The following is a 12,054-nucleotide window of genomic DNA, read 5'->3' on the forward strand; positions in this document are numbered from 1 at the left end:
GTGTCAAACCGATGAATGTATTTTAGACAAGGATATGCATAAAACACAGCGATGACGGTGACTTTTTTGCAAAAACTGCGTGAAGTTTACCCATCAAATATGACAAAAGTTAAATAAAGAGACAATATGATTCAATCGATTGCCGTTTTTTGTGGTTCGGCCTTAGGCACAGAACAAATTTATGTAGAGCAGGCACAACGTGTAGGACGTAGTATTGCTGAGCAAGGCACAACGTTGGTCTATGGCGGTGGACGCTCAGGTTTAATGGGCGTAGTGGCAGATAGTGCACTACAGGCAGGTGGAAAAGTTATTGGGGTGATTCCAGAAGCATTGGTTGATCGTGAATTGGCTCACCCAAATTTGAGCGAGTTACATATCGTACAGAACATGCACCAACGTAAAACCTTAATGGCAGATTTATCGGAGGCTTTTTTGGCCATGCCGGGCGGTGCAGGTACTTTAGAAGAAATTTTTGAACAATGGACATGGGCACAGTTAGGCATTCACCAAAAAGCCATTGGCTTTTTAAATGTGGCAGGTTTTTATGATGACCTACTTAAATTTATTGCGCTTACCACAGATCAAGGCTTTACCCAACAGCGTTTTAACCAAGCACTGATTAGTGCTGAGCATATCGAGCAGATTCTAGCTGCATTTAACCGTTATCAAGCACCAACACCAAAATGGGGTGCTAATGACCAACAAGGGCTAATTAAACCTGTATGAAAACTATTACTGTAGCAGCCGCAATTATTTTAAATGCACAGCAAGAACTGCTCTTGGTGCGTAAAAAGAATACCACCTGCTTTATGCAAGTCGGCGGTAAATTAGAAGCCAATGAAGCACCTGATGTAACAATTTTACGGGAAATTAAAGAAGAAATTGGCAGCGATGCAATAATTGAGGCCTTCTTAGGGCGCTTTGAAACTCAAACTGCTAATGAGCCAGATCATCAATTAGTGTCTTATGTTTATCATGTGACTTTGGCACAAGCCCCCAACATTGCCGCAGAAATTGCTGAGATGAAATGGATAAAACTTGATGATCAACAAACCCACATTGCACCATTGACCCAAGAGGTGGTGATTCCTTGGGTGAGGCAACTACTTGGCCACTGCTAAACACGCTGCACGAATGTGGGTACAACCGAGTTGTTCAAGTTGATCGGCTAAAGCCCGAATAGAACTGCCTGTAGTGACTACATCATCCACAATCAGTACTCTTTTAAATCTTAACGATTGTCGAGGCGCAAGATAAAATTGACTGTCGATATTGATTAAGCGTTCTTGGCGAGTTAAACCTTTTTGCGAGTGCTCAGCATGTCGTAGCACAGGTTGCCAAATCGGGGCTTTGAGCTTGTGGCTTAAGCTTTGAGCAATCAAGACACTTTGGTTAAAACCGCGTTCGGCAAGTTTAGGCAAAGATAAAGGCATGGGGACAATCGCTTGCACCCCGACGTATTTAAGTTCTGCCAATATGCCACTTAGCAAGGTTTGATAGTGCAATTGCTGCTGATATTTAAACTGCTGAATAATCCGATCTAAAGGGTAGTCATATTGACACGCTGCCCAAATTTGCATTTCTTGGCGCAGCACTTCTTGCTTAAACCAAGGCAAACTGTGCCAACAGTCTAAACATACTCCCGCTTTGCTGCGCGGACTTGTGTCACATAGTTGGCAAAGCCTCAAACTGGTTAAATTAAACATAGGCATAGCGTGGGGCTTGTGGCAGCCAACGTTGCAATAAGTCATCCACATGATCAGGGTAGTGGGTCAAAATTTGCTGTGCCACATAATGTGCCTGATGCAATAGATGATCATCACGTTCAAGTTTAGCCACCCTAAAACCCAAATCTCCGGTTTGTTTGGTGCCAAGAAGTTCTCCCGGACCGCGAATTTCCAAATCTTTTTCTGCAATGACAAAGCCGTCGTTACTTTCGCGTAAAATTCTTAAACGTTCTTGACCATTTTGCGACAACGGCTGTTTATATAATAATGCACAAAAACTTGCTTGAGCGCCACGTCCCACCCGACCACGTAACTGATGTAATTGTGACAAGCCTAAACGTTCGGCATTTTCTATCACCATTAAAGACGCATTGGGGATGTTTACCCCCACCTCAATCACCGTGGTGGCAATGAGAAGTTGAATCACATTGTCTTTAAAGTCTTGCATCACGCTTTGTTTTTGCTCAGCTTTCATTTTGCCGTGTACTAAACCCACTTTAAGCTCAGGATAGCGTTGCTGAATATCCAAAAATGTTGCTTCAGCAGCTTGTGCATCTAGGGTTTCTGATTGCTCGACCAAAGTACATACCCAATAGGCTTGTTTACCTTGCATACAGTTGTTAACAATCCGATCTAAAACTTCATGACGACGTTCTAAAGGCACAGCTACAGTTTGAATGGGAGTACGCCCCGGAGGAAGTTCATCAATTACTGAGGTATCTAAATCGCCATAAGCCGACATAGCAAGGGTGCGTGGAATAGGTGTTGCGGTCATCACCAATTGATGTGGCGTCATGCCTTGGATGCCTTTATTGCGTAAGGCTAAACGTTGATCGACCCCAAAGCGGTGCTGTTCGTCAATAATCACCAAACCTAATTTGGCAAATTGCACACTGTCTTGAAACAAAGCATGCGTACCAATCACCAAATTGGCTGAGCCATCTTGTACCGCTTGTTCGGCATGTTGGCGTGCTTTGCCTTTTTGCTTACCTGACAACCATGTTACTTGTATGCCTAGCGGCTCAAACCATGCTTTAAAGTTTAAATAGTGTTGCTCGGCAAGAATTTCAGTAGGAGCCATAAGGGCAACTTGCCAATCTTCTTCTAAGGCATGACAAGCTGCCACTGCTGACACAAGGGTTTTACCTGCGCCCACATCGCCTTGTACCAAACGTAGCATGGGTTTATTGAGCTTTAAATCTTGGATAATGTCTTGAGAAACCCGTTTTTGCGCGCCTGTCATCTCAAATGGCATTGCACCAAGCAGTTGTTGCGCTAATTTTTGACTTGGCTTGAAACTAGGTGCTTGGATTTGCTGAATATAGGCGCGCCGTGTCAGTAAACTTAATTGATGTGCCACCAATTCTTCAAAGATTAAACGTTGTAAGGCAGGGTGCGAGCCTTGCGCCAATTGCAGCATATTGGCATCGCTTGGTGGCTGATGGAGATAATACAAGGCTTGTTTTAATGCATAGCCATTACTAAATTTTGTAGGTAACAGTTCAGCTAAGTCATCGGCATGCAAAGCTAAGGCTTTTTCTACAAAGCTGCGAATTTTGGCTTGAGTTAGCCCATCTGTACTGGGGTAAATCGCGGTGAGTTGGGTTTTAGGGAGTGGAGTATGGGCTTGGACCAGTTCAATTTCAGGATGATAAAGTTCTAAACCGCGGGCACCAACGCGCACTTCACCAAATACGCGTAAGCGGTTGCCCACTTGCGCACGATCCGTTAGGGCTTTGTAGATATGATAAAAACGTAGGGTGACTTTGCCAAAATCATCTTGCAGCAAAACTGCCATAGATTTACGTTTGCCTGCCGGAAAATCCACCCCACGTACCACACCTTCAAGCAAATAACTGCGACCAACCTGTAATTGGTTCATGGCAATGATCGTGCTACGATCTTCATAGTCACGCGGTAAATGAAATAGCAGATCATCACTACTCAAAATATGTAATTTTTCAAGTAATGCCGCTGCGGCCTGACCAACGCCGGGCAATTGATGAATGGCAGTCATGTCCCCTCAACATAAATTTTCGCGCAAGTCGGTACGACATTATGCATATTGTATTTATAGGTTACGGTAAAACATCTGAGCGAGTGGCTCAACAGTTATTTACACAACATCAAATCAGTAGTGTCAGTTTAAGTGCTAAACACGATGGTTTGACCACACACTATGTTCAAGATGTGCATGGTTTAGATTTAAACCAGCTTGCGCCGATTGATATAGCGTATGTCTTACTTAGTCCTAAACAGAGCAGTATTGAAGGCTATCAGCACACTTATTTAGATTCGGTTGTACCGATTGTAAAAGCCTTAAAACAGCACCCCATTCAAAGGGTAATTGTGACGTCATCTACGCGGGTCTATGGCGAAGATCAAGGACAATATATTGATGATCACTCAGTCATTCAGCCCAATGACCGCCAAGGTGAATTGCTGTATGAGATGGAGCAGCGTTGGCAAGCCGCTTATCCTAATGAATGTATTATTGTGCGTCCAACTGGTATTTATGGCACATCCGTGGCACGTATGCTCAAACTTGCGCATAGTACGCTTAGTTATCCTAAAGTGCATTATAGTAACCGTATTCATATTGATGATTTAGCCACCTTTTTAGCAAAGATGCTTCACGTGAAACATCCGCAAAATTCTTATATTGTTTCCAATAATCAGCCTGTGCCGTTACATAAAATCATTCAATGGTTTCAGCAGCAATTGGACTTGCCTGAATTGGTTTTAGACAGTGAACTTTTATCTGGAAAACGGATTTATGCGACTTATTTACATGATATGGGATTTAAATTAAACCATCCTGATTGTTTTAAAGACTATGAATTACTCATGCAAAAAGAGAATTAGATGTTAAAGGGGAAAGCATGTTTATTAATGAAGTAATTAGCTACAACGGTGCTTTTGAATTATTGGATATACAACAACCAAGATTTATAGAGCAATTGGATTGTATATTAAAAGATATTGAAAACTCTGCTCTTAAACTTTTTTATGAGAGGAAAATGTCATATTTAAGTGAATTGGAATCAGAGATTTTTCAGCAATCACTAGAAAAATTAGAAGAAATAGATTGTATTTATAAAAGAGTATCTCGAGAATTTGCTGAAGACACTAAAGAATGCTTAATTTATAGAGATCAAATATTGATCGACTACATATATGCTTCATCTGAACTTATAGAATGGGTTTATGGTGGAATTTTTTTTAATTTTAAGTTTTATGATCTATCTATATATAGCAGTCATGCTATATGAAAACTATACTTCTTTAGAGCTATATGATTTTTTTAAGAGTAAAATAGAGGTAATTGATGATTTTAATTTTCATGAAGATGCTATTAAACCTAAAGATGAATTAGAAAAAATCGGAACTAAAAACATCTCGTATCCTCTGTTGATATTAGGAATAGATTTAAAAAAAGAAAATAGAAATATAACGCATATTGAGCCTCAAAATATTAAAGTAAATCGCTGTATTACTTTTGCCCCTGAATATTACCAAGCAGGTTTGTCGATCTTAAATTACTTTGGTACAGTACTTCGTAACAAATATCCAGAACAAAACGCCACAGTTAAAATTGAACAACACGAAAATATGGTTCGTATGATTGTTGAATCAGAAAATGGCGACAAAGACATTATAGAAAAAGCTTTGTATGAATATGAATTAGTGATGAGTGGGCAAATGCCACTTGAAGAGTTTTATCAAGAGCAAGCACAAGTTTTAGAACTCAAACACCATATACGTATTTTAGAAGTGCAATTAGAAAACCAAAGAGATCTTTTACGTTTCCAAGATAGAAATCATCAAGAAACGCAAAACAGAATTTTAGATCTACAGGAAATTGTAAGAGGATTGCTAAATCAGACCAAAGCTCCAATTAGCGTTAATAATTATTTAACCAATCAGCAAACGGTCAACATTCACCATAAACATGAACTTAATCAAAGCTATGCGGTTTTAGATGAATTGATTGATACTGTACAAGATGAAAGCTTAAAAAATCAGTTACGCGATCTACAAAATGCTTTAGATCAAAGTAAAAACCTAGAACAAGCCGCTCAAGTCAAAGATTCAAGTGGTTTTAAAAAACTGAGTAAATTTATGAAACAAGCCAATGACACAACCTCAGATGTGCATGGCATTTTAGATAAAAGTGACAAAGCCATTGGTTTAGTAGCAAAGCTCAACGAACATTATGAAAAGCTTGTACTGTTCACCACAGGACTCATATGACAAAGCCCCTTGAATAAGGGGCAATGTTTTATTGAGATGTTTTTCTCTTACGCAGCAAGCGGCGTTTGGTGGCTTGATCTGCAGCAAGCGCATCTAGTGCCTGTTGGAGTTCAGCGTCACTAAATGTGGTCAGATGCTGTAACATGTGTAAAGTGCTGTCGTCTAGCACCAAATGCGCGTATTTAGCCACATCGGTAAGTTTAGCATCATATAAAATTGCACCACCCTCTAAGCGGATATAGCCTTGTTGCGTTAGTTCTTTAATAAAACTTTGGAACAGTGACTTATCAAAAAATTCGGGTGAATTAAACTCATATAACACTGACAAACGTTGCCCAATTAAATAACTGAGTTCTTCGACCTGACGCGCCGAAATATTGCCTGAACCGCGTTGGGTAATCAGCGCTAAAGTCAGATAGTAGCGCTCTAAACTTTGCATCACGGGAGCTGCTAAAATTTTTAACTGCGTGTGCTGTTCACTATTTGGGGCAGGTGAGATGAGATCATCGCCTTGAGAAATGAGCAGCCCCATCTCCATTAAAGTATCGCTATATGTTGTAATCATGTCTTTGAGTTCATGAGTTTGCCATTTTAAAAATAATTCTGCTTTTAAAAACGGATACAGCAAACGAATCACAGTGCCTAAATCTTGGCGTTTAATCTGTCCATTGTGTTCTACCAACGCGGCAATTAAGGAGGGCAGGGTAAAGGCATGTAAAATATTATTGCGGAAATAGGTCAGTAATACCGCTTGACGATCTTCAAGGGCAATAATGTCGCCTAGGATATGCGGAATACGTTGAATCATTTTAAGTTTTAAGCCATAAGCAATGATTTCTTGCCCCGATAACGCAGTGATTTGCATACCGTGATCATATGGCAGTTGTTGCAACAAACGGCGGTAAGTATCGAGCTGCTCAATACACAAACTTTCATCTAGGCTGTGTTTATTGCTGGCCAATAAAATCAATGCCAGTAAAGACACAGGATTAATCACCACAGCACGGTTAATATTTTTTAAAATCTCTTGTGCGGATTGATCAATCGCTTGGGATACAGCTTCAGGAATCGGGTCATCATTGTTAATGATTTGTACATCAGCAGCGCCGTGTTGTTTTAACACATCATCTAAAAATACCGGTTCGCCAAAATTGACATAAACTTTGCCAAAAATGCGTTCGATTTTACGTAAGGCTAGTACAATGCCTTTAATCGATTCAGCTTCTTTGGGTTGACCTTGCATTTCCCCCACATAGGTTGAACCTTCCATAAGTCGTTCATAACCAATATAAGTCGGCAAAAAAACAATCGGTTTGGCTTTGCCGCGTAAATGTCCATGTACAGTCATGGCCAACATACCGGTTTTAGGCGGCAACAAGCGCCCAGTCCTTGAACGTCCGCCTTCAATAAAATATTCAAGCGGTGCATTACGTGACAAAATACTGTACAAATATTCTTTAAACACCGAAGTATATAATCCATTACCACGAAAACTACGTCGGATAAAGAATGCACCACCACCACGCAACAATTGCCCCACAAAAGGCAAATTTAAATTATCGCCTGCGGCAATATGCGGTACACGTAAACCGCGTTTAAAAATCACATAGGACAACAATAAATAGTCGATATGACTGCGATGACAGGGCGTATACACCACTTCATAGTCTTTAACCAAGTCACGTACGCGACTAAAATTATATACTTCTACTCCATCGTAAAGCTGTGTCCATAATTGGGTAAGGGCTTGTTCGGCAAAACGTACAGTTGGATAGGAATAATCAGAAATAATCTCTTTTAGGTAACCTAAAGCGCGTTGTTCAGCTTCTTGTATGCTGACTTTGCCACGATTACTTTCACGGCGAATAGCTTCTTGAATGGCATCCGATTGCATTAAGCTATGCATGACATTGCGGCGATCAGACAAATCTGGTCCAAGGACCACTTTGCGCTCGGCATCTAAAAAATTATTCAGATGATTCACAATAAAGGTGACCGGTGATAAATTAGGATGCTTCACCTGCGCGTTTTGCATTAAGCCACGTAAAGATTCAGGCAGATGAAATTCTAAAAAAGTCTCGCGACCATGTAAGCCAATATTCACTAATTGTTTCATCCGACTTGGCGGTGCCCAATTGTCGGTAAACAACAGCTTTAGCCATGAATCTTCGTTTTCAGGCGCACGTCCCCATAATACGGTGACTGGCACCAATTGAATATCTAAATTGGGTTCACGTGTGAGTACATCAATCAAACGGTTTAAACGCGTTGGCAGCCGATAACTGTGGGTGTGTGGAGCATCGTCGGGATGATGTTGTAAAAAAATAACCGAGGTTTTTTCATTTAAATCACCAAGCAGCAATGGATTGAGCGCTGGTTTAAGCTTCAGGCGCCGTGTTTCGGCATCGAGTAATAAAGCATTACTGCGTGAATAGTTTTGCAGCACATAGCAGGTCAAAGCCGTGGTGGACGGTTTTGGTACATCACCTAAGACTTGTGGTTTAACCACCAAGTCTAAGAATTTACTCGACATCTGTCGGTACAATTGACCAAATCCACGCTTGGACATATCTGCTCCTTTGGGCTTAAATTTTTTTAGAATCTGCATTAGTTTTGTTGTTTGTTTGATCAATATAACCATTTTTTTGTGGTTTAGAAGCATAAAAAGCATCAGCCAAACAAAAAAACCATCGCAACAATGCTTAAGATCACGCAAAGAGGCTTATCTTTTTTTAAATTCGGTTTATGCTAGCTTTTCTTATTGGAATTACATGAGCTGAGCTTGACATGAATGCATTGACCCAAGAATTGGTAGAACTGTTGAGTCTTGAAAAACTCGAAGAAAATATTTTTCGTGGTCAAAGCCGTAATTTGGTCGGTAAACGTGTTTTTGGTGGGCAAGTGCTTGGTCAGGCCTTGCGTGCGGCTTCTTATACCACCGATCGTCCTGCACATTCTTTACATGCTTATTTCTTGTTTGCTGGTGATGTGAAGGCACCTATTATTTATCATGTTGATCGTATTCGTGATGGTAAAAGCTTTATTAGTCGTCAAGTACGTGCCATTCAGCATGGACGTACGATTTTTATGTGTATGGTGTCCTTTAGTCATCCTGAAGAAGGTTTAAATTACCAAACGGATGCTCCTGATTATCCTGCGGTGGAAAGCTTAAAATCTGAACAACAACTCAAACAGGGCTTTATTGAATTTGTACCTGAAAATGTACGTGCCAGCTTTATGCGTGAACGCCATATCGAGATTCGCCCTGCGGTAGATGTGGGCAACATTTTTTATCCGCAGCCCGAAGCACCTGTATACGCACATTATTTGCGCACACATGACAAAATTACGCAAGACATAGATTCCGTGGCGTTGCATCAAGCGATTGCTGCATTTTATTCTGACTTTACCTTAATGACCACGGCGCTACGTCCGCATGGTTTAAGCTACTTATCACCAAGTTTACAATGCGCCAGTATTGACCATGCTATGTATTTCCATAAGCCATTTCGCACTGATGAATGGATGCTTTATGATATGGAAGCGACCATCAGCAGCAGTTCGCGAGGCTTAAACTTTGGACGGATGTGGCAAAATGGTGAGTTAGTGTGTAGCACCACCCAAGAAGGTTTAATTCGTTTACGTGAAATTGAAACCCAATAAACTTAAGCCGCAACATGCGGCTTTTTTTACGCTCTAGCGAAAAAGCCTGTTGTTAGTATGTGTACTATGGCTGAGTTGACAGCATAATTAATCAAAATAAAGCATGCCGCCCCGATAAAAAAGATTCGTAATTGCCTAATGCTCATGGCATAGTGCCTGTAAATGATAACGCTTTATAGATGAAATCATGAGCTTAAATACTCAAATTTTAGTGGCGGCTATTTTAGGATTAGGATTTGGTTATTTACTCAATCTGTTCCCAGATGGCGCCTTTTTTAATGCCTCAATCTATGGCATTGGCATCGCCAGTAGCATTTTTATTGGCTTGTTAAAAATGCTATTAATCCCATTAATTTTTAGCTCCATTGTGGTTGGGGTTTCTAATTTAAAAGCAGGTGGGCAGTTTGGACGGGTATGGAAAATTACCGTCATGTGCTGTGTTACCACCACCACTTTGGCTTTGGCGCTTGGTTTGGCTGCTGCACATCTATTTGACGTGGGTAAAGGCGTTGATATTGCTATGTTTCAAGAAGCGATGAGTCAACATCAAAGCCCCGATACTTTAACTGCTAGCTCATTTATTACCAATTTTATTCAAAATACCTTAATCAATCCGTTTAAAGCCTTTAGCGATGGCAATGTTTTAGCTGTGGTTTTATTTGCACTGTTTGTAGGTATTGCATTGGTTAAAGGGGGCGAGCGTTTTCATGCGGTACGCAGTTTAAGCCAACAATTTTTTGACATCATGATGATGATGATCGGTTGGGTCATGAAACTAGCGCCGTTGGGGATTTTTGCTTTATTGGCCAAATTAGTCGCCACCGAAGATATTAGTGTATTAAGTCGTTTAGCCGAATTTGCTGTAGTGGTCACAGGCACCACTATTTTCCATGGCGTGGTGGTCTTGCCCTTACTGCTTTGGATTTTTGGTAAAATGGATCCAATTACCTTTTTTAAGGGTACCAAAACTGCTTTGATCACGGCATTTGCCACCAGTTCAAGTTCGGCGACGATGCCGCTGTCGTTAAAATGTGCACAAGAAAATTTAGGTGTTCGTCCACAAACAGCAGGTTTTGTCATTCCCATTGGTACACAGTTAAATATGGATGGCACGGCACTTTATGAAGCTGCTGCTGCACTCTTTATTGCCAATTTAATGGGTTTAGATTTAAGCCTCGGGCAACAACTGATTGTGTGCTTAACCGCCATGATTGCCTCACTCGGGGCACCGGGCATTCCAAGTGCAGGGATGGTGACCATGATTATGGTATTACAATCGGTAGGTTTACCTGCCGAGGCAATTGCGATTTTATTACCTATTGATCGTTTGCTAGATACCGTGCGTACAGTAGTTAATGTGCAAGGTGACATGATGATTAGTGTGGTGGTTGATCACCACACTCAAGAGCTTGAGATCAAGGTCTAGCCTTAAGGTTGGTACAGGGTATATAAATGATGTTCTTCTGCATGAATACGCTGTGCCAACACTTCACCTACTGCATTATATTCATTGTTAAATTCATAAATATTGGTAGCATCAATCACTTGGCTTTGCCATTTTTTAATAAAACGCACCACCGCAGCTGAAATTGCATTCATTTCTTTACGGTAGCCCTTGATCATCTCGAGCTGCTCTTTTTGATCCAAAAAAGACTGTTCTAAATAACAATAAAAATGCACATTTTCCTGCATCAAATGTAAATTAAACTTATTTTTCAGCTCCTCTAAAGCAGGGGCGATATATTCATAATTTTCTTGCTCAATAAAGCCTGCAATTGCACCATAAAGTTCGACTAACTCCACATGATCATGCTTGAGATTCAAGATCAGATCATCTGAATAGCCAATTTTGCTGTCAATAAACTCATTGGCTTCTAAGCGTTGTTCCCCAGTTTGAATCGCTTCATAGCCTTGTGGCTGTGTTTGCGGTAACTTAAATAAATTTTGTAAAAATTGAATGATGATTTTTAACATGAGTATCTATTCTATTTGATATTTTTTGCCAACATATCTTTAAATAAATTACTTGTCTAATGTTTTTTTATTGAACAATTTGAATGTTTGTTTTTTATGCTATGCATTTGTTATTAATTTATAAAAAACAATCACTTATATTTGTAAATCTGATTAATTTTATCGGGATTTTCAGCTTTTGATACTTAAGTTTTAAACTGAACTATTTATGTGAACTAGATTTGTTTTTGAATATAAAATGCCAAATAAAAAGCCACAGACAAAGCTGTGGCTTTTATCATTACATCAACTTACTTTGAATCAAATTTTGCCAAATCATCATCAAGATCGACAACTAAATCGACATCATCGCCTTCAATAAATTCAATATCATCACTTGATGCTTCAGGAATTTCACTTAAATCAATGTTATTTTGCTGCTCTAAGGTAAAGTTTA

The 12,054-nt window shown here is 40.1% G+C and carries 11 protein-coding genes; 7 read left to right on the plus strand and 4 right to left on the minus strand.

The features are described from left to right. Positions 1-129 precede the first annotated feature (129 nt). On the plus strand, positions 130-726 hold the full coding sequence (locus tag Q0017_RS07735) for a TIGR00730 family Rossman fold protein (RefSeq protein WP_298144975.1): 597 nt from the start codon (positions 130-132) through the stop codon (positions 724-726). After that, positions 723-1,121, plus strand: a complete 399-nt coding sequence (locus Q0017_RS07740; protein ID WP_298144938.1) for an NUDIX domain-containing protein — start codon at positions 723-725, stop codon at positions 1,119-1,121. The genes Q0017_RS07735 and Q0017_RS07740 overlap by 4 nt, the downstream gene beginning before the upstream one ends. Here the strand turns inward: Q0017_RS07740 and Q0017_RS07745 are convergent. After that, on the minus strand, positions 1,104-1,706 hold the full coding sequence (locus Q0017_RS07745) for a ComF family protein (RefSeq protein WP_298144941.1): 603 nt from the start codon (positions 1,704-1,706) through the stop codon (positions 1,104-1,106). The genes Q0017_RS07740 and Q0017_RS07745 overlap by 18 nt on opposite strands. Then, complete coding sequence (gene recG, locus Q0017_RS07750; protein WP_298144945.1) at positions 1,699-3,744, minus strand: ATP-dependent DNA helicase RecG; 2,046 nt, start codon at positions 3,742-3,744, stop codon at positions 1,699-1,701. The genes Q0017_RS07745 and recG overlap by 8 nt, the downstream gene beginning before the upstream one ends. Positions 3,745-3,785: 41 nt before the next feature. On the opposite strand from recG, the gene Q0017_RS07755 reads away from it, so the two are divergent. From Q0017_RS07755 to Q0017_RS07765, 3 genes are read left to right on the plus strand one after another with little or no spacing between them, the layout of a single operon-like run. Continuing rightward, positions 3,786-4,592, plus strand: coding sequence for an NAD-dependent epimerase/dehydratase family protein (locus Q0017_RS07755; RefSeq protein WP_298144949.1), 807 nt, complete (start codon positions 3,786-3,788; stop codon positions 4,590-4,592). Positions 4,593-4,609: 17 nt separating this feature from the next. Next, entirely contained in the window at positions 4,610-4,999 is a 390-nt protein-coding gene (locus Q0017_RS07760) for a hypothetical protein (protein WP_298144952.1), read from the plus strand. After that, complete coding sequence (locus tag Q0017_RS07765) at positions 4,989-5,981, plus strand: hypothetical protein (protein ID WP_298144955.1); 993 nt, start codon at positions 4,989-4,991, stop codon at positions 5,979-5,981. Before Q0017_RS07760 ends, Q0017_RS07765 begins: the two co-directional genes overlap by 11 nt. A 28-nt stretch (positions 5,982-6,009) precedes the next feature. Here the strand turns inward: Q0017_RS07765 and plsB are convergent, their stop codons facing one another. Beyond that, complete coding sequence (gene plsB, locus Q0017_RS07770; protein WP_298144958.1) at positions 6,010-8,550, minus strand: glycerol-3-phosphate 1-O-acyltransferase PlsB; 2,541 nt, start codon at positions 8,548-8,550, stop codon at positions 6,010-6,012. A gap of 218 nt (positions 8,551-8,768) precedes the next feature. Here plsB and Q0017_RS07775 point away from each other — a divergent pair, with 218 nt between their 5' ends. Then, entirely contained in the window at positions 8,769-9,644 is an 876-nt protein-coding gene (locus Q0017_RS07775; RefSeq protein WP_298144961.1) for an acyl-CoA thioesterase II, read from the plus strand. A 187-nt stretch (positions 9,645-9,831) separates the two neighbouring features. Further along, positions 9,832-11,070, plus strand: a complete 1,239-nt coding sequence (locus Q0017_RS07780) for a dicarboxylate/amino acid:cation symporter (RefSeq protein WP_298144964.1) — start codon at positions 9,832-9,834, stop codon at positions 11,068-11,070. A 2-nt stretch (positions 11,071-11,072) separates the two neighbouring features. Here Q0017_RS07780 and Q0017_RS07785 read toward each other — a convergent pair whose 3' ends face one another. After that, positions 11,073-11,618, minus strand: coding sequence for a hemerythrin domain-containing protein (locus Q0017_RS07785; RefSeq protein WP_298144966.1), 546 nt, complete (start codon positions 11,616-11,618; stop codon positions 11,073-11,075). Positions 11,619-12,054 lie beyond the last annotated feature (436 nt).

It is taken from the genome of uncultured Acinetobacter sp., assembly GCF_947624825.1.
Taxonomy (GTDB): Bacteria; Pseudomonadota; Gammaproteobacteria; order Pseudomonadales; family Moraxellaceae; genus Acinetobacter.

Excerpts from the sequence above, each read along its gene's own strand:
- Q0017_RS07740 (WP_298144938.1), top strand. The coding sequence starts at position 723 with ATGAAAACTATTACTGTAGCAGCCGCAATTATTTTAAATGCACAGCAA.
- Q0017_RS07745 (WP_298144941.1), bottom strand. The coding sequence starts at position 1,706 with ATGTTTAATTTAACCAGTTTGAGGCTTTGCCAACTATGTGACACAAGT.
- recG (WP_298144945.1), bottom strand. The coding sequence starts at position 3,744 with ATGACTGCCATTCATCAATTGCCCGGCGTTGGTCAGGCCGCAGCGGCA.
- Q0017_RS07755 (WP_298144949.1), top strand. The coding sequence starts at position 3,786 with ATGCATATTGTATTTATAGGTTACGGTAAAACATCTGAGCGAGTGGCT.
- Q0017_RS07760 (WP_298144952.1), top strand. The coding sequence starts at position 4,610 with ATGTTTATTAATGAAGTAATTAGCTACAACGGTGCTTTTGAATTATTG.
- Q0017_RS07765 (WP_298144955.1), top strand. The coding sequence starts at position 4,989 with ATGCTATATGAAAACTATACTTCTTTAGAGCTATATGATTTTTTTAAG.
- plsB (WP_298144958.1), bottom strand. The coding sequence starts at position 8,550 with ATGTCCAAGCGTGGATTTGGTCAATTGTACCGACAGATGTCGAGTAAA.
- Q0017_RS07775 (WP_298144961.1), top strand. The coding sequence starts at position 8,769 with ATGAATGCATTGACCCAAGAATTGGTAGAACTGTTGAGTCTTGAAAAA.
- Q0017_RS07780 (WP_298144964.1), top strand. The coding sequence starts at position 9,832 with ATGAGCTTAAATACTCAAATTTTAGTGGCGGCTATTTTAGGATTAGGA.
- Q0017_RS07785 (WP_298144966.1), bottom strand. The coding sequence starts at position 11,618 with ATGTTAAAAATCATCATTCAATTTTTACAAAATTTATTTAAGTTACCG.